16 protein-coding genes are annotated in these 18,842 nt (G+C 34.8%); 5 read left to right on the top strand and 11 right to left on the bottom strand.

The window, feature by feature from the left end; genetic code table 11:
- Nucleotides 1-71: 71 nt before the first annotated feature.
- Nucleotides 72-1,535, top strand: coding sequence for an aminoacyl-histidine dipeptidase (locus tag ABIQ27_RS06380; protein ID WP_348032946.1), 1,464 nt, complete (start codon nucleotides 72-74; stop codon nucleotides 1,533-1,535).
- Nucleotides 1,536-1,618: 83 nt separating this feature from the next.
- On the opposite strand, the gene ABIQ27_RS06375 is transcribed toward ABIQ27_RS06380, so the two are convergent.
- From ABIQ27_RS06375 to ABIQ27_RS06360, 4 genes are all read right to left on the bottom strand, one after another.
- Nucleotides 1,619-2,164 (bottom strand): PepSY-associated TM helix domain-containing protein, encoded by a 546-nt coding sequence (locus ABIQ27_RS06375; protein WP_348032945.1) that lies wholly within the window; start codon nucleotides 2,162-2,164, stop codon nucleotides 1,619-1,621.
- Between the two features lie 3 nt (nucleotides 2,165-2,167).
- Nucleotides 2,168-4,378, bottom strand: coding sequence for a TonB-dependent receptor (locus tag ABIQ27_RS06370; RefSeq protein ID WP_348032944.1), 2,211 nt, complete (start codon nucleotides 4,376-4,378; stop codon nucleotides 2,168-2,170).
- Nucleotides 4,379-4,551: 173 nt separating this feature from the next.
- A complete protein-coding gene (locus ABIQ27_RS06365) occupies nucleotides 4,552-5,040 on the bottom strand; it encodes a DUF6265 family protein (RefSeq protein ID WP_348032943.1) in 489 nt (162 codons plus the stop codon).
- Between the two features lie 43 nt (nucleotides 5,041-5,083).
- Nucleotides 5,084-6,358: a chloride channel protein gene (locus tag ABIQ27_RS06360; protein ID WP_348032942.1), complete on the bottom strand. Its 1,275-nt coding sequence runs from the start codon at nucleotides 6,356-6,358 to the stop codon at nucleotides 5,084-5,086.
- Between the two features lie 150 nt (nucleotides 6,359-6,508).
- Between ABIQ27_RS06360 and prfA the strand changes: the two genes are divergently transcribed.
- Nucleotides 6,509-7,582, top strand: coding sequence for a peptide chain release factor 1 (gene prfA, locus ABIQ27_RS06355; protein ID WP_348032941.1), 1,074 nt, complete (start codon nucleotides 6,509-6,511; stop codon nucleotides 7,580-7,582).
- A gap of 69 nt (nucleotides 7,583-7,651) precedes the next feature.
- Here the strand turns inward: prfA and ABIQ27_RS06350 are convergent, their stop codons facing one another.
- From ABIQ27_RS06350 to ABIQ27_RS06330, 5 genes are all read right to left on the bottom strand, one after another.
- Nucleotides 7,652-8,212: a hypothetical protein gene (locus tag ABIQ27_RS06350; RefSeq protein WP_348032940.1), complete on the bottom strand. Its 561-nt coding sequence runs from the start codon at nucleotides 8,210-8,212 to the stop codon at nucleotides 7,652-7,654.
- A 34-nt stretch (nucleotides 8,213-8,246) separates the two neighbouring features.
- Nucleotides 8,247-8,399, bottom strand: a complete 153-nt coding sequence (locus tag ABIQ27_RS06345; RefSeq protein ID WP_348032939.1) for a lmo0937 family membrane protein — start codon at nucleotides 8,397-8,399, stop codon at nucleotides 8,247-8,249.
- Nucleotides 8,400-8,590: 191 nt separating this feature from the next.
- Nucleotides 8,591-10,384, bottom strand: coding sequence for a CHASE3 domain-containing protein (locus ABIQ27_RS06340; RefSeq protein WP_348032938.1), 1,794 nt, complete (start codon nucleotides 10,382-10,384; stop codon nucleotides 8,591-8,593).
- Between the two features lie 12 nt (nucleotides 10,385-10,396).
- Complete coding sequence (locus ABIQ27_RS06335) at nucleotides 10,397-10,843, bottom strand: response regulator (RefSeq protein WP_348032937.1); 447 nt, start codon at nucleotides 10,841-10,843, stop codon at nucleotides 10,397-10,399.
- Between the two features lie 3 nt (nucleotides 10,844-10,846).
- The gene (locus ABIQ27_RS06330; RefSeq protein WP_348032936.1) at nucleotides 10,847-11,404 is read right to left on the bottom strand and encodes an AraC family transcriptional regulator; all 558 of its coding nucleotides are present in this window, start codon (nucleotides 11,402-11,404) and stop codon (nucleotides 10,847-10,849) included.
- Between the two features lie 277 nt (nucleotides 11,405-11,681).
- On the opposite strand from ABIQ27_RS06330, the gene pyrF reads away from it, so the two are divergent.
- Nucleotides 11,682-12,509, top strand: coding sequence for an orotidine-5'-phosphate decarboxylase (pyrF, locus tag ABIQ27_RS06325; RefSeq protein ID WP_348032935.1), 828 nt, complete (start codon nucleotides 11,682-11,684; stop codon nucleotides 12,507-12,509).
- A 55-nt stretch (nucleotides 12,510-12,564) separates the two neighbouring features.
- On the top strand, nucleotides 12,565-13,365 hold the full coding sequence (locus tag ABIQ27_RS06320; RefSeq protein ID WP_348032934.1) for a helical backbone metal receptor: 801 nt from the start codon (nucleotides 12,565-12,567) through the stop codon (nucleotides 13,363-13,365).
- A gap of 160 nt (nucleotides 13,366-13,525) precedes the next feature.
- Here the strand turns inward: ABIQ27_RS06320 and ABIQ27_RS06315 are convergent, their stop codons facing one another.
- Nucleotides 13,526-14,227 (bottom strand): DUF4197 domain-containing protein, encoded by a 702-nt coding sequence (locus ABIQ27_RS06315; protein WP_348032933.1) that lies wholly within the window; start codon nucleotides 14,225-14,227, stop codon nucleotides 13,526-13,528.
- Nucleotides 14,228-14,280: 53 nt separating this feature from the next.
- Nucleotides 14,281-15,135, bottom strand: coding sequence for a formyltetrahydrofolate deformylase (gene purU, locus ABIQ27_RS06310; protein ID WP_348032932.1), 855 nt, complete (start codon nucleotides 15,133-15,135; stop codon nucleotides 14,281-14,283).
- A gap of 142 nt (nucleotides 15,136-15,277) precedes the next feature.
- On the opposite strand from purU, the gene ABIQ27_RS06305 reads away from it, so the two are divergent.
- Nucleotides 15,278-18,703, top strand: coding sequence for a methylmalonyl-CoA mutase family protein (locus tag ABIQ27_RS06305; protein WP_348032931.1), 3,426 nt, complete (start codon nucleotides 15,278-15,280; stop codon nucleotides 18,701-18,703).
- Nucleotides 18,704-18,842 lie beyond the last annotated feature (139 nt).

The following is an 18,842-nucleotide window of genomic DNA, read 5'->3' as shown; positions in this document are numbered from 1 at the left end:
ATCACAATCTCTATTTATAAAGCAATTTTACTTTGTAACTTTGGGACTTTGAAACTTAGAAATTAAAAAAAATGAGCCAGGAAATTAGAAACCTTGAACCAAAAGTGCTTTGGAACAAATTCGCCGACTTGAATGCAGTGCCACGTCCGTCAAAAAAAGAGGAGCGGGTAATTGAATTCATGAAAAACTTTGGAAACAGTTTAGGATTAGAAACTTTTGAAGACGATATCCGAAACGTAATAATCCGCAAACCAGCAACTGCCGGAATGGAAAATCGTAAAACCATTGTACTTCAAGGGCATTTGGATATGGTGCACCAAAAAAATAACGATACCAATTTTGATTTCGATAAACAAGGAATTGACATGTATGTTGATGGTGACTGGGTTCGTGCTCGTGGAACTACGCTTGGTGCAGATAATGGGTTAGGAGTTGCCGCTATTATGGCAATCCTGGAAAGTAAAGATATTCCACATCCAGCTATTGATGCGTTGTTTACAATTGATGAAGAAACAGGAATGACTGGTGCTTTGAACTTAAAAGGCGGAATCCTAAAAGGAGAAATCCTGTTGAATTTAGATACAGAAGAAGACGATGAAATTGATATTGGTTGCGCTGGTGGAGTAGATGTAACAGCAACCAGAAGTTACAATCCGGAAGAAACTCCCGATGGTTCTGTTGGTTACACGATTACTGTGAAAGGCTTGAACGGCGGACATTCAGGAATGGATATTCACAAAGGTTTGGGGAATGCAAACAAGATCATGAACCGCTTATTGTTTGACGGTTTTGAGAATTTTGGTTTGCAAATTTCAGAAATTGCCGGTGGAAGCTTGCGTAATGCGATTCCAAGAGAAAGTGTAGCGAAAGTTATTGTGGCCGGAATGTATGACGAAGCTTTTGTTTTTGACATGCAGGAAATCATCAGCGATATTAAATTTGAATTCAAAACTACCGAACCAAACCTTGCTATTGAAATCGTAAAAAGCGATTTGCCTAAAGAAGTAATGGATTTAGGCGTTCAGGAAGGACTGCTTCGTTCTATTTATGCAGCTCATAACGGCGTTTACCGAATGAGTGCTGACATGGCTGACTTAGTGGAGACTTCGAATAATATTTCAAAAGTTGTTGTGAAAGACGGCTCGATTTCTATTCAGAATTTAACGCGTTCTTCTGTGGAAAGTTCTAAGTTTGATTTGGCAAATTCGTTGCGTTCGGCTTATGAATTGTTTGGATGTGAAGTTGAATTTGGCGGAAGCTATCCAGGCTGGACACCGAATGTAAAATCTGAAATATTAGATGTTTTGGTTTCTATCTATGAAAAGCAAAACGGAGCAAAACCAAGCGTAGTAGCTTGTCACGCAGGATTAGAATGTGGAATTTTAGGAACTAATTATCCTGGAATGGATATGATTTCTTTTGGACCAACGATTCACGGAGCGCATAGCCCTGATGAAAGAGCTTCGATTAAATCTTCACAAAAATTCTGGAAGTTTTATTTGGAGATATTGGCTAATATTCCGGTGAAGAATTAGTATTCAGTCGCAGTTTTCAGTTGCCAGAATAAAATAGAATATAAAAAATAAAAACCCGCTTTGTGATAAGCGGGTTTTTTATTTTAAACAAACAATAAAATAATCAACGGAAATAAGATTCCCGCCAACGCCAGTTTCCAGCCTCTTCTTTTAAAGTTGAATTTTCCTGCCGGTATCATAATGCTTCCTGTAACGGCAATCACAATTAATGATATTCCGAAAATGTCACCATAATAAATCCACCAATCAGAAGTGTTCTTATGCAGTTTCATCATTTGGCTAATGATTGGCGTTTTGATATAAGAAACGATTTCACCTTTTCCGGTTTTAGTATCGATTTCTACATCGTGTTTTTCAAATGAGATTTTAAACTTGCCTTCATCTACTTTGTTGCGACGCATTTTGTCATCGATGCCTAAAGCTTTACCCAAAGAATCTGCGAATTTTTCATTGATTTTATCTTCTGCAGGTAATTTTACTTCAATAGCTTTGGTCTCGACCGTATATTTTTCGGGATGCCAGCTATCTCTGTGGTTCATTAATATCCCTGAAAAGGCAAAAGAAATAATCAATCCTATATAGAAATATCCTAAATCGCGGTGCAGGTTTCTGATGGTTGCTTGTTTCATTTTTTAAAAAGTATAATTTAATGTCATTGATAAATTTGTCGGAGCAATAGGCTGAACACTATTGTCATCGTGAACATTGTAGCTCAATACATTGAAAATATTGCTGACTTTTCCACGGATAGTTATCTTATTGCATTTGTAACTAATCGTAGCATCATTCTGAATATAATCCGGCAAAGCTACTGGTTTTCTTGGATCTGAAGGCGTAGTCAGATTTGTTGAACGACCGGCATAACGATTTCCAATGTATGAATTGACTAAGCCTAAATTCAACCCTTTTAATTTTCCGCTTTCAAAAGTATAACTGAAATTCAAATTAGCAGTATTTTTTGGCATATATAAAATAGAACTTCCAACGATGTATATATTACTGGCGGTATATTTTATTTCAGTGAAACTGTATCCGGCCAGAATAGATAAACCTTTTAACGGAGTGGCTACTAAATCAACTTCAACACCTTTACTTTTGGTTCCGCCAGCCAATTCTCTATAGGTAGGATCAATTAAAGAAGTTTGTGCTAAATTGTTATTTTCAATTTGGTACAAAGTTACATTGGCAAAAAGACGGTCATCAAACAATTCATTTTTAACTCCAATTTCGTATTGGTGGATTGTTGATGGTTTTAAGGCTTCTTTAGTTTCATAATCTAAACCTGCATTCGGAACAAATGAACTTGAATAACTTGCAAAGATTGATTGCTTTTTGGTAGGTTGGTAAATCAAACCTAATCTTGGAGAAAAAGCATCGTCATAAGCATTGGTAATTACTATTTTTTCCGGTTTCGGAGCCGGATTTGTCACAGCATAAGTATAAACTTCATTTTCTGTATCCTGATAGCTGTAACGTACGCCTAATAAAGCTTTGAAGTATTTATTAAAACTAATCAAATCCTGAACATAAGCACCAACTCTTTTTACCGGAGCAGTTGTCAATGTTACTTTATCCATATTAGGAACATCATTTCTGGCTGTAGATAAATCAGTGGTAAAAATGTTTATAACGTCATATTCGTTTCTGTAATTAGCCGTAGGATTTTTATAAACAGAAGCTAAAGTCACAGTTTTATAAGTATCAGCATCAGCACCTACTAACAATTGATGATTGATGCTCCCGGTTTTGAAATCCCCTTTTAAGTTGGCTTCCTGTAACCAGTAATTATCTTTGGCTTCGTTGCGTTGTATTCCTCGTGTCCAATCACCATTGGCTTGCATTGAAGTTATTGGGCTGTTTGGTCTGGTGTTGGCGAATAAATCGGTTTGGTAATAACGGATAGAGTTTATAAAGTTTAAGCTCCATCTTTCATTTAACTGGTGTTTTAAAGTAGAAGTCAACGAAGCTTGTTCAGCTTTGTTATAACCCCATGAAACTCCGACGAAGCGGCTTCTTGGCAAATCAACTAATTCGTAGTTGATGATTCCTGCTCCAAAATCGGCGGTTCTGAAATCTTTAGCATAATCGGCTTCCAATAAAAGCGAAGTTTTTGGGGAAAAATTAACAAGGAAGGAAGGATTGATATACTTAGATTCTGAGCTTACGCCGATCCTGAAACTATTAGATTGTGTGTTTGAGCCATTCATTCTGAACGCCATATTTTTTCCTAAAGCGTCATGGACATCAAAAGTAGTTTTGTAGTAGTCATAACTTCCAAAACTTATGGAAGCTTCAGCGCCAAAATCAAATTTTGGTTTTTTGGTGATGATATTCATCATACCGCCGGCAGTAACATTTCCATATAATATGGCAGCGCTGCCTTTAAGAAATTCTACTTTTTCAATTCCGCTGGTTTCCACCGGCATACCGTTAAAGTAGCGAACTCCGTTTTTGAAAGTATTTGAACTTCCCAAAGCATAACCACGTGAGGCGATTTCTTCCTGGTAACCACCAGTATTTCCCATGATGTAAACACCATTTGTATTTTTCAAAATATCGGAAAGGTTGGTTACTTGTTGGTTTTGTAGTGTTGTTTGGTTAATTACGGCTACACTTTGTGGTAAATCTATTGGTCTGATTCCGGCTTTACCTGAAGTTGGTGGAGTTTTTTGTTGGTTGGAAGTAACGATTACTTCCTGAAGAACTTCTCCTTTTTTGTTTTTTACCGTGTCACTGATAGAGGCATATAATTCTTCTTGAGTATTATTGATTTTGCTGATTTGGGCAAAACTTATGGCACTAATACTAAGTGCGGCGATTTGGAGTAGAGTATATTTACGCATTTATTTAGAATAATTAAAAATAGTGATGCAAATATAAATACGGGATTTGAAATAAAAAAGTTTATTTAGACTAAATATAAATAATATTTTTCAACAAATTGATTTTCTATTGTTTATAAATAAAAAACCTTACTGTTTAGTAAGGTCAAGTCATAATATAGTGTTGAAAAAGTCTATTTCTTCGACATTGGATAACTTTCCTGAGTCTGTTTTCCTTGTTGTTTTCCCGAAACAGTAGCAATTAGTCTATCGCTTGTGACTTTTTTATAGGTGATTTTTTGTGGATAATCGTGTGCCAGATTTTCAAAAGTAAAGGTGTTATCAACATCTGAAGTTAATTTGAAATCAACAGCCTCATCATTGTTTTGACCAACAACGGTAGCACTATAGGTTAATTCTTCAGCTTTTTGCGTAAGCTTTATACTTTCAAAATGAACAGTGTCTTTAGTGTTTATAAAATAACTGTTGCCGCTAAATGTGCTGTCATTTTCTTTAGCCCAGGTTTCTTTTAATGTGCCATCCGGAAGTTTTTGTTCCCAATTGCCAACTAGCCAATCCATCTTTTCAAGTTTATCAAACTTTTTCTCTGAAGAGTTATTTTTACAGGAAATAAGTAATGTTAAAAGTATAATCGGTAAAAGTCTAAGAGAATGTTTTATCATGTTATTTTTTTGAATTGTAAAAATAATGAAATTATAGAATTATTTATTTCCCAGCCAAGGAATAATTATAAACCGTAAATGGGAAAATCATTTTTGATGTGTATTTTGCAATCAAACACACCATTAGAATCGGCAGGAATAAAGTGTAATCGTTTACCATTCCACAGACAAGAAACAAAGCAGTAAACGGAGCATGAATGCTGGCACTTAAAACAGCTGCCATTCCAATAATCATAAAATTAATCGGAATAACATTGACATGGAAAAAAGTGTTTAGAACAGCAGCCAAAAGCAATCCCAAAAATGCTCCAATGAATAGGCTGGGAGCAAATACGCCGCCATCACCACCAGAAGCTAATGTTGCCGATGTAACTATAGTTTTTAAAATCAGTATTCCAATAAATGTTACTATAAGTCCTAGTGTAGCTATTGGATTGGGTGTTAAAAACAAATCTTTCATTGCATGATAACCATCACCATATAATTGTGGAAAGGTGAATAATGCCAGACTTAAAATCGAGGCTCCCAAAATAATTTTGTAATAGCCATTGGTTATTTTTCCAAATTGTGATTTAAAGAATAAAACCATTTTGGTTAGAAAAACAGAATTGATTCCGGCCAATATTCCCAACAAAATAAAATAAGGAATCGCATAAAAATGCCAGGATGTGATAGTAACATTAAACAATGGTTCTTCGTTCAATAGCAGTAATAACGCAGAAGCTATCGTTAATGCAATGATATTCGTCAAAAAGAAAATTTTGTTGGTTTTTTTGGCAATGACTTCCATCGAAAACAAAATGCCGGCAATTGGGCTGCTGAATAAAATGGTGATTCCAGCTGTAATTCCGACGCAAATCAGTTCGGTTTTGTAGTTTCTAAATACATTTTCTTTTCGATGTGATGCCGCACCAATGGCTGCCGTTGATACGACTGTTGAAACTTCAATTCCTGTTGAACCACCAAAAGCAACGGTAAATAACCCATTTACAAAATGAGACGGAATTTTATAAATCGGTAAGCTTTTATTTTTGGATTTTGTTGCGTCAAAAATTTCAGTAATGCCTTTGTTTTGTTTTTTCTTGAATAGATATTCTCTCAAAAAGTGAATTATAAGCAATCCGACAATTGGAAATACAAACATGTAAATAGTATTGTTGGCTGCTTTTAAAAAGAAAACGCCTTCTAAATATTCTGTTGTGCGCTTTAATGATATTGCCAAAAAGGCTGAAAGAATGCTAATCAGGAAAGAAACAATTATCAGTTTTTGGAGTACGATTAGCGTGAAGTTTTTTTTAATTTTTGTAAAGGATGTCATTTGAAGAAATCTATTTTACAAAAATACTAAATCATTATCCGAAAACTTTAAACGACATCATAAAACTGTCCTAAAAAATCTGCCAACTGAACACTGTAAACTGAATACTTTTTTTAGTACTTTTGCACTCCAAATAAAGAACACAAAATAATGTTAGAGAGACTTCAATATGTAAAACAGCGTTTCGACGAAATTTCGGATTTGATTATTCAACCCGATATCATCGCCGATCAAAAACGTTATGTGCAATTAAATCAGGAATATAAAGGTTTGAAAGCGTTAATGGAAAAGCGTGAAGAACTTATTAATGTTACTGGAAATATTGCTGAAGCAAATGAAATTCTTGCCGATGGCTCTGATGCTGAAATGGTAGAAATGGCCAAAATGCAATTGGATGAAGCCAAAGACCGTTTGCCTGAATTGGAAGAAGAAATCAAATTCATGCTGATTCCTAAAGATCCGGAAGATGCTAAGAACGTAATGGTTGAAATCCGTGCCGGAACTGGTGGCGATGAAGCTTCTATTTTTGCAGGAGATTTATACAGAATGTATACTAAGTATTGTGAAAATCGTGGTTGGAAGACTTCTACAGTTGATATGAACGAAGGAACTTCCGGTGGTTTTAAAGAGGTAATTTTTGAAGTAACCGGAGAAGATGTTTATGGAACTCTGAAATTTGAAGCTGGTGTTCACCGTGTGCAACGTGTACCACAAACTGAAACACAAGGTAGAGTTCATACTTCTGCAGCAACGGTAATGGTTTTACCTGAAGCCGAAGAATTTGACGTACAAATTGATATGAATGATGTTCGTGTCGATTTCTTCTGTTCTTCTGGTCCTGGAGGACAGTCTGTAAATACAACTAAATCAGCTGTGCGTTTGACTCACATTCCAACTGGTTTGGTAGCACAATGTCAGGATCAGAAATCGCAACATAAAAATAAAGATAAAGCATTAACTGTTTTGCGCTCCCGGTTATACGAACAAGAATTGGCCAAAAAAGAAGCTGAAGATGCTGTAAAACGTACTTCACAAGTAAGTTCAGGTGACCGTTCGGCAAAAATCAGAACCTACAATTATGCCCAAGGCCGTGTGACTGATCACAGAATTGGATTAGACGTTTTTGATATGGATGGCGTTATGAACGGAAAAATTCAAAAGTTTGTTGACGAACTTCAATTGGTTAACAATATGGAAAAACTAAAAGAAAGCGAAGTTTTCTAAAAATAAAAAAGGGCTAACAAATACTGTTAGCCCTTTTCTTTTGCTTACTTAGTAATAGACAATAATGTACTAAAGTCTAAATCCGTAAGCAAGTCTCAAAGCAATCATTCCCAAACCTTTGTCTGTTGTTCCATCATCATTAAGAGTTGGAAAATCAGTATAGTGTTCATATCGTAAACTTGCATCAAAATATTCGTTAGCATATCCTATTCCTGGGCTTAGCAGTAATGAGGTTTGATCATAGTCATTAGTAACGGCAAATGCCCCACCAATTTCAGCTAATATATATAGTTTATCTTTTAAGACAAAAGCTTTAAATCCACCTTTAACTGGTATATATCCTAAATCATTATCATCACCATTGATGAAAAAATTGTTAAATCCTGTTGTAAATGTTAGTGAGTATTTAGTAGATAAATCATATTGTACTCTGACATCTCCACCAATATTCCATTCATATGGTTCGGCACTCAATGGCACTCCGCCACTTAACCCAAATCCAAGGCGGAAACCCTGATCATAATTTTTTGTTTCTGTAGATGTTCCTGAATCCTGTGCGAATGTTGGAACTGATTGTAGACATAGGGCAACTATGGCTAATTTTAGCGAATTTCTTAAGATAGTTTTCATGGTATTTAATTTAGATTAAGTTGGTGTAGTTCCTCTACACTTTTTCTCCTTTTATGATTTTAAGTAGTATAACAGCAACGGCGCCTAATAGTAAAAGATGGATAGCAGAACCGGTGTTGTAAATAAAAAATCCAAAAGCCCAGAATATTAATAATAATATTACGATTGAGTAAAGTAAATGTTGCATGATAGTAGGTTTTGTAATTAATATAAAATTTGAAACTCGTCAACAATAATCTGACGAAAATCTACATTACAAAGTTGCAATGAATGTAAAACCTATGTGTTATAGCATTTTTTTGAATTGTTATAGTATTTCCATTTTAAAGCAGAAAATCCTACGCAGGCATAGGATTTATTTTTTTTCAGAAGTAATAACTAACTTAAATCTTCGGGAAGATAGATGGTAAAGGTTGAGCCAACATTTGGCTTTCCATTGGCAAAAATAAATCCTTTATGGTTATCAACAATTTTTTTACAAATGGCTAAACCAATTCCAGTGCCAACATATTCGTTCTTATTGTGAAGACGATTGAATAAAACAAATATTTTTTCGGCATATTCTTGTTCGAAACCAATTCCGTTGTCTTTAAAAGTGATTTTATAGAATTTCTCTTTAGATTTCTTAGGAATCAATTCTTCATCGGCTGCAATAACTTTTTTACACGAAATTTTGATTTTAGGGACAATATCTGCTTTGCCGTATTTCATTGAATTACTAATGAGATTAACAAATAACTGCTGAATTTGAAATGGAATTACTGTCATTTCAGGTAATTTTTCACTTTGTATGACGGCATTTTTTTCCTCAATGGTTTGAAGCAAATCACTTTTGGCATTTTCAAGCAAGTCATTCAAGTCTATGTTTTCAAAAACTTTCTCGTTCTTGGTAGTTCTTGAATACTGCAATAAATCATCAATAAGAATACGCATACGTTCTACAGAATTGTTGATGCGAAGCATAAACTCTTTTCCGCCTTCGGACAGATTATCATAATCCTTATCAGACAAGCGGGAAACAAAGGTTTGAATTTTCCGTAATGGTTCCTGTAAATCGTGACTTGCTACATAATTAAAAGCTACTAATTCTTTATTGCTGGCTTCTAATTCTATATTTTGTTGCTCTAACGACAATGATGCCAATACTTCTTCAGTAACATCACTTGTTGTTCCAATTAAAATTTCCTGTCCGGATTTATTAGTTACAATTCGGGCAGTAGTCCTGAAATATCTTATTTTTTTATCTTTTCTAATGATTCGATAAGTAATTGGAACAAGGTTGCCATTTTCTATCATTTTAGATGTAGCATCACGATATGCTATAAGATCTTCAGGATGAACATACTTCATGAAATTTTCCTGACTTGCATAAAATGCTTTTGGTTCAAAACCAAGCAGTCGGTAACTGTTGTCTGAAAAAGTATATTCATTGGTGCCAATATTTAATTGCCAACTACCAAAACTACCCACAATTTCGGCAAGATTATTTGATTCATTCAATACAGCCAGGCTATTGTTGGAAATTTGCAGCTTATCTAAATCTTTGGTAATCCTAATATAAGAAATTGAGATTAATAAAAGCGTAATCAGCAGCGTTACATAAACAAAAATAGGAGTAATTTCTATTGTGTCTTTATAATAGAGTTCTCTTCCTTTTAATGTTTTTTTTTCTAAAAGAATCATCTCATTAATTTGGTTCCGAATGCTATCCATGGTTTCTTTTCCAATGTTTAGTTTTTCTTTTAGTATCTTGTCAGATAATGATTTTTCTAAAGATAAATGCAAAGTGAGGGAAAGATAATTCTGTCTTTTGCTCATATAAAATTCCAGTTTCCTGAGGTTGTCTTCCTGAGCCGGATCGTTTTTAGTATAGCTTTTTACCAAAGCAAAGGAATGAGCAATTTTCTTTTTGGAATTCAAATAAGGCATTAAAAAAGTAGAATCTTTGGTTATCAAAAAACCACGCTGCCCTGTTTCTGAATCCTTTAAATAAGAGAACAATCGTTCTAACTCTAAATTGACATCATAAGAATGATTAACCCATTTAGCGGAATTGTTAAGTAAGCTGATGTGTTTGAAAGTTACAGCAGAAATAAAAAAAATGGCAAATATAGAAACCACAAAAATACTTTTGAGAAAGATTGTAGATTTATAGATTCTCGTCAATTTCATGATTTTATGGGGCTATAATCGCAATAAAAAATTATCTCTGTTTAATCCTGATGTATAATATTGCCAGTTTATTGTGACAACATCAGACAATACTTTTTTCAGTGTAGCAAAATCGCTTGGCTTCTTTATATAAATGTTAGCACCCTGTATAAAAGTTTCCTCGATATGCTCTTCTGAAGAGGAAGTAGAAAAAATTGCAATCGCAATCTCGCTGAAACGGTCGTCCTGCTTTATCTCGTATAAACATTCAATTCCATTTTTCTTTGGCATGTTTAAATCGAGAAATAATACATTTGGCAAAACAGCATCCGGACTATTCAAATAATCCATCAATTCTACGCCGTCGTTAAATGTATTTACTTTTGTATTGATTCTCAATTCCTCGAATGCATCAGTAAAAAGTAACCTGTCATCCTCGTCATCATCAGCCAAAATAATATGTATATAATCCTTGTTCATGTCTTATTTTTTATTTGCGATTTCTCTTCTTTTTGCTATTATGCGTTGGAAAGCAGAAGGTGTAATTCCAGTTACATTTTTAAATTGGGTACTCAAATGGGCCACACTCGAATAATTGAGTTGGAAAGCAATTTCAGTTAAACTCAAATCACTACTCACAATCAATTGTTTAGCATATTCTATCTTTTGCAAAATGATATAGTTCTCAATAGAGGTATATGTTACATCAGAAAACAAATTGGAAAGATAGCCGTAACTGTGACTCAGTTTTTCGGCAAGATAAACAGAACTTTTGACATTAATTAATTCTGGACTATGAATCATCTCGATTATAGTGTCTTTTATTTTCTGGACTAAAACACTTTTTTGATTTTCTATAATATCAATGCCATACTCTTTTAGTTCTTCAGTCAAGGCTGAAAAAACAGTGCTATCGATTTTTTCTAAAACATCGACTTCACCAAAACCTAATATGCGGTACTTGATATTATACTTAATAAGTTTTTCTTCCAAAACTTTTCGACAAACAAGGTTAAAGTCAAATTTAATAAAGATTTTCATATTATTGGATTCGGGTTAATTATTGTAAAAGTAATAAAATATTTCTATCAAAAAAGCCGCATTTACTACGGCTTTTTTTTCTCTCTAACCCCAACTTTTTATTATAAGCAAAATGACAGTAGGTTTGCGTGTTATTTTGCTCTTTACAAAGATATTTTACCTTTTTAGGGATTGGTTACATAATTTTCGGGTAATGTTATAAAATTTTCACTTTTTGATTTCCAATTTGTAACTTTGCGCCACATCTACCTGTCGGCAGACAGGCAACTAAACAACAATGACAACACAACAACTCGTTCAGCAAATTCAACAAAAAAAATCTTTTCTCTGTATTGGCCTCGATGTCGATTTGACTAAAATCCCTCAACATATACTGGAACTCGATGATCCAATTTTTGAATTCAATAAAGCTATAATCGATGCTACTCATGACTTATGTGTTAGCTATAAACCAAACATGGCTTTCTATGAAGCATACGGATTGAAAGGCTGGCAATCGCTGCAAAAAACCATCAATTATCTGAACGAAAAACATCCTGAAATTTTTACTATTGCCGATTCAAAACGTGGCGATATCGGAAACACATCGACTATGTATGCCAAAGCTTTTCTTCAGGATTTGAATTTTGACAGCATTACCGTCGCACCTTATATGGGTAAAGATTCTGTTGAGCCATTTTTAGCTTTTGAAAACAAACATGCAATCATGTTAGTACTGACTTCCAACGAAGGTGCATTCGATTTTCAGACAAAAAAAACAGAAGGCGAAGAATTATACAAAACGGTAATCAAAACGTCTAAAAACTGGAAAAATTCGGAAAGACTTATGTATGTTGTTGGCGCAACCAAAGCTGAATATTTCACCGAAATCAGAAAAATAATTCCAAATAGTTTTCTGCTCGTTCCCGGTATTGGCGCTCAAGGCGGAAGTTTGGCAGAAGTTTGTAAACATGGAATGAATGATGAAGTTGGCTTACTAATCAATTCTTCACGTGGAATTATTTATGCTTCAAACGGAAAGGATTTTGCCGAAAAGGCTAGGGAAGAAGCAATGAAAATCCAACAGGAAATGGAAATAATACTAAACAAAGAATTCGCAAAGTAACACAGATTAAAAACTGTGTGAATCTTTTTTTCTCTGTGAATCTCAGTGTAATAAAATGATAACTCGACAAGACCAACTCGGAACTATCCACACTTTTGAAAACACACCTAAAAGAATAATTTCTCTTGTGCCTTCGCAAACTGAGCTGCTATATGATTTGGGTTTGGAAGAAAGTATAATTGGAATCACTAAATTTTGTGTGCATCCTTTTCATTTCAAATCGACAAAGAAAATTATTGGTGGTACCAAAAAAGTGCATTTCGAAAAAATCCGATTGTTGCAGCCTGATCTTATCATTGCCAACAAAGAAGAAAACACTCAGGAAATTGTAGCAGAACTTTCAAAAATCTGCCCGGTTTGGATTACGGATATTATTACTTTGGATGACAATTTGAAAATGATATCTGACTTTGGAACTCTGTTTAACAAAAGAACCGAAGCTCAAAAATGGATTGATAAAATCAATTTTGCACACAAAGATTTTCTGGATTTTGTTAAAGATAAAGAAGTTTTGAAAGTTGCTTATTTTATTTGGGCAAACCCTTTCATGGTTGCCGGAAATAATACGTTTATCAACGAAATGCTTAAGTTGAATAATTTTCAAAATATCTATGAAAATAGGGAAGAGCGTTATCCTGAAATAATCATCCAAAAAATGCGAATCCAGGGCGATCCTGATTTAGTACTGCTTTCATCCGAACCTTTTCCTTTTACAGACGAACATGCTTTTGAAATTGGAAGATTTACACATCATGTCAAAACAGTTTTTGTCGATGGTGAAATGTTTTCATGGTATGGAAGCCGATTGGTAAAAGCATTCGATTACTTCAAAAAACTTCACAAAAGTATTGCATAAAAAAATGCCGGCATTTAAGATGCCGGCATTCATAAACTAACTAACCCTAACCAAAATAATAAAAAACCAAATTTATTACAGTACAAATGTACGTTGCCTTTTTAGCTTTTACTGTTAAGGTTATGTTATTCTTATGTTATTGATTTCTAAAAATTTAGATTTACTTTTTGTCCTGCATTGCAAACACTTGCTGTAACAAAGTAGATGTTCTCGAACTTAAATTAGTTCTGATGTTTTTTTCTTCTACGGCAATCATTTTATAAACACCTTCTAAAGCTTTGTTGGTAGTATAATCTGTCAGGTCTGGATTTACTTTTTTAACGAATGGAATGTTGTTGTATTTGGTAATAATGTTTGTCCAGACTTTATCCGCGCCCACTTTTGCAAAAGAGTTTTTAATCACAGGATTAAATTTATTATATAAAGGAGTTGTAGTTGTTGTTTGCAGATAAGTTGTGGCAGAACTTTCGTTGCCCATCAAAATATTTTTGGCGTCAGTAAAAGTCATTTGTTTTACAGCGTCTACAAAAATTGGAGTTGCTTCTTTGGTAGCATCTTCGGCTGCTCGATTCAGCATTTTTATACCATCATCCGCCAAAGAGCTCAATCCTATTTTTCGCAAAGCACTATCTACTTTTTGTAGTTCTGCAGGAAGTAAAATTTTCACGGCTTCATTTCTGTAAAATCCATCAACCGCTGTCAATTTGGTTACTTGTTTGGAAATTCCGTTATTCAAAGCTTCTCTTAATCCGCCGGCAATATCGGGACTTCCAATAGAATTAGGAAATTGACCGGCTACTTGTTGTAATTCTGCACAGCTTAAAAGTGTGAACATTACGAAAATTGAAAGGATTGTTTTCATAGTAGTTATTTTTTTTTTTCGAACTATTTACAAATATAAAGCCAAAAAATTAGTTAGGCAAAAACAACCGTTTTATTATTGTAAACCATGGTTTTTCTTTCGGCATGTAATTTTATGGCTCTTGCCAAAACCATACGCTCCAGGTCTTTTCCTTTCATAATAAAGTCTTCTATGGAATGGCTATGCGTAACTCGGGTAATGTCCTGCTCAATAATTGGCCCTTCATCTAATTCTTCTGTGACATAATGACTGGTCGCCCCAATAATCTTAACGCCTCTGTTAAAAGCTGAATGATACGGTTTTGCGCCTGGAAATGCCGGTAAAAACGAATGATGGATATTGATGATTTTATTTTTATACAACTCAATCAGATTGGACGTGATAATTTGCATGTAACGTGCCAATACAATAAAATCAATTTCGTGCTTTTTCAGAATTTCTATCTGAGCTTTTTCTCCGGCTTGTTTGTTTTCTTTTGTAAACGGAATATAATGATACGGAATCGAAAAACGCTTCGCAACACCGCTCAAATCATTATGATTGCTAATAATCAATGGAATTTCAACATGCAATTCTCCGGTGCTGTATCTGGACAGAATGTCATACAGACAATGATCATATTTAGAAACAAAGATTGCCATCTTAGGTTTGCTTTCCTGACGGTGAATCGACCACGACATAGAAAATGGATTTGCTAAGTGCTTTTGGAAATTATCTTTGATAGAATCTAAATCGAAATTATCTTTGGCAAATTCGCATTCCAACCGCATAAAAAACACATCCTGATCGCCATCCACATGTTGGTCAAGATAAATGATATTGCCCTCAATAGAAGCAATATAATTCGTCACGGCGGCAATAATTCCTTTTTGGTCACGGCAATGGATTAGTATGGTAATTCGGTTCATTTTGCTTTGTTTCTGTATTCCAAATCTAAACTTATTTTGCTTTGATTTTCAACGAAAACTAATTTTTATGTTTTGTGCTAATTAATAGTCCAATTTTTGAAAATTACGTAAATTGCGGCACAAAAATTATCATATCCTTAGAATGGAACCACAAATCCCGTATATCCCTAAAAATAAAGTCCGAATTGTAACAGCTGCTTCTCTTTTTGATGGCCACGATGCCGCAATCAACATCATGCGAAGAATCATTCAGGCAACTGGTGTTGAAGTTATTCATTTGGGTCACGATAGAAGTGTTGAAGAAGTTGTAAATACTGCAATTCAGGAAGATGCAAACGCTATTGCTCTGACTTCGTATCAAGGCGGGCATAATGAGTATTTTAAATACATGCACGATTTGTTAAAAGAAAAAGGAGCAGGACACATCAAGATTTTTGGCGGCGGTGGCGGCGTTATTTTGCCAAGCGAAATTGCAGAGCTTCAAGCCTACGGAATTACCAGAATTTACGCTCCGGATGATGGTCGTGCGATGGGATTGCAAGGAATGATTAACGACTTGGTTAAGCAATCTGATTATCCTATTGGTGATGAATTGAATGGAGAATTAAAGCATATTGAAGATAAAAATCCAACAGCTATTGCACGTTTGATTTCGGCGGCAGAAAATTTCCCTGAAATTGCCAAACCTGTTTTTGATGATATTCATACTTTAAACAAAAATTCCAAAATTCCTGTTTTGGGAATTACCGGAACTGGTGGTGCCGGAAAATCTTCTTTGGTTGATGAATTAGTTCGTCGTTTTTTAATTGATTTCCCTGAAAAAACTATAGGTTTAATTTCAGTTGATCCATCTAAACGTAAGACAGGCGGAGCTCTATTAGGCGACAGAATTCGAATGAATGCTATCAATAATCCTAGAGTTTATATGCGTTCACTGGCTACACGTCAGTCTAATTTGGCCTTATCAAAATATGTTGCTGAAGCAATTCAGGTTTTGAAAGCTGCGAAATACGACATTATCATTCTTGAAACTTCGGGAATCGGACAATCGGATACTGAAATAATGGATCATTCTGATGTTTCGTTATACGTAATGACACCTGAATTCGGTGCTGCGACGCAATTAGAAAAAATCGATATGCTTGATTTTGCTGATTTGGTAGCCATCAATAAGTTTGACAAACGCGGTGCTTTGGATGCGATTCGCGATGTTAAAAAACAATACCAACGCAATCACAATCTTTGGGATACAAATCCTGATGAAATGCCGGTTGTGGGAACAATAGCTTCACAATTCAATGATCCCGGAATGAATTCACTTTACAAAAAAGTGATGGATAAGATTGTGGAGAGAACTGGCGCCGATTTGAAATCTACGTTCCAGATTACCCGTGAAATGAGTGAGAAGATTTTCGTTATTCCGCCTCACAGAACGCGTTATTTATCTGAAATTGCAGAGAACAACCGCAAGTATGACGAAACTGTTTTGACACAGGTTGAAGTCGCTCAGAAGCTTTACGGGATTTACAAAACGATTGAATCGGTTAACAAAAAACAGCCAAAATTTGACAAAGCAGGAATTGATGTTAATTCATTGAACAGTAATGATGATAATAAAGATTTTCTAAACTTATTAGTTAAAGAATTCGACAGAGTAAAAATGAATCTTGATCCATTCAATTGGGAGATTATTATTTCTTGGAATGAGAAGGTAAAAACATATAAAGATCCAGTTTATAGCTTTAAAGTGCGCGACAAAGAAATCAAAATACAAACGCACACAGAAAGTTTGTCACATTCTCAAATTCCAAAAGTAGCTTTACCTAAGTACAAGGCTTGGGGCGATATTTTGAAATGGAATTTACAGGAAAATGTACCCGGAGAATTTCCTTTTGCTTCGGGATTATATCCATTTAAACGCGAAGGAGAAGATCCATCAAGAATGTTTGCCGGTGAAGGCGGGCCAGAGCGTACAAACAAACGTTTCCATTACGTAAGCGCAGGATTGCCTGCAAAGCGTTTATCTACAGCTTTTGACAGTGTAACTTTATACGGAAACGACCCTGATTTGCGTCCGGATATTTATGGAAAAATAGGTAATGCCGGAGTTTCTATCTGTTGTTTGGACGACGCCAAGAAATTATATTCAGGTTTTGATTTGAGTCATCCATTGACTTCAGTTTCTATGACAATAAATGGTCCGGCGCCAATGTTGCTAGGTTTCTTCATGAATGCTGCCATCGACCAAAATTGTGAAAAATACATCCTTGAAAATAATCTTCAGGTTAATATTGACGAGAGAATAAATGAAATCTACAAAGAAAAAAAGTTGCCAAGACCAAAATACAATGGCGATTTACCTAATGGAAACAATGGTTTAGGTTTGATGCTTTTGGGTGTTACTGGTGACCAGGTTTTGCCAATGGATGTTTATCAGGATATTAAAGTAAAAACCCTGTCACAGGTTCGTGGTACGGTTCAGGCTGATATTTTGAAAGAAGATCAGGCACAAAATACTTGTATTTTTTCTACTGAATTTGCGCTTAGATTAATGGGCGACGTACAGGAATATTTTATTCAGAAAAACGTTCGTAATTTCTATTCTGTTTCTATTTCCGGTTATCATATTGCCGAAGCTGGAGCGAATCCAATTACACAATTGGCATTTACGTTGTCGAATGGTTTCACTTACGTGGAATACTACTTGAGTCGTGGCATGAACATCAATGACTTCGGACCAAACTTATCTTTCTTTTTCTCAAACGGAATTGATGCTGAATACGCTGTGATTGGTAGAGTAGCGCGTAAGATTTGGGCGAAAGCAATGAAAAATAAATATGGTGCCAACGAAAGAGCACAGATGTTGAAATATCATATTCAGACTTCAGGTCGTTCGTTACACGCACAGGAAATTGATTTTAATGATATTCGTACTACACTTCAGGCTTTGTATGCAATTTATGATAACTGTAATTCGTTGCATACAAATGCGTATGATGAAGCGATTACGACACCAACAGAAGAAAGTGTGCGTCGTGCGATGGCAATTCAGTTGATTATTAATAAGGAATTAGGCTTAGCCAAAAACGAAAACCCTATACAAGGTTCGTTCATCATTGAAGAATTAACCGATTTGGTTGAAGATGCTGTATTACAGGAATTCGATAGAATCACGGAACGTGGCGGAGTACTTGGTGCGATGGAAACGATGTATCAAAGAAGCAAGATTCAGGAAGAAAGTTTGTATTATGAAACCTTGAAACATACTGGCGAATTTCCAATTATTGGAGTAAATACGTTCTTGAGTTCTAAAGGTTCTCCAACCGTTTTACCTGCTGAAGTTATTCGTGCAACCGAAGAAGAAAAGCAAGTGCAGATTCAAACATTGAATAATCTACATCAAACATATCACGACAAAGAAGATGAGCAAATTGCGGCCTTACAAAATGCTGCAATCAATAACGAAAACATCTTTGACGTATTAATGAATGCTACAAAATATTGTTCGTTAGGTCAGATTACTGCTGGCTTGTTTGAAGTTGGTGGTCAGTATAGAAGGAATATGTAATTATTTTAAAAATAATATTTAATAAAACCTTACTGAAAAGTGAGGTTTTTGTTTTTATACATGATAAATTCTCAAAAGCGGTCTTTTAAACAGACAATACTGCTCTTAAACAGTTATGTGCTATTAATGAATTGATAAT

Origin of the sequence: Flavobacterium sp., assembly GCF_039916025.1 — a bacterium.
GTDB lineage: Bacteria > Bacteroidota > Bacteroidia > Flavobacteriales > Flavobacteriaceae > Flavobacterium.
Note: the sequence above shows the minus strand (reverse complement) of the source record. Positions and strands in the feature narration are given on the sequence as shown.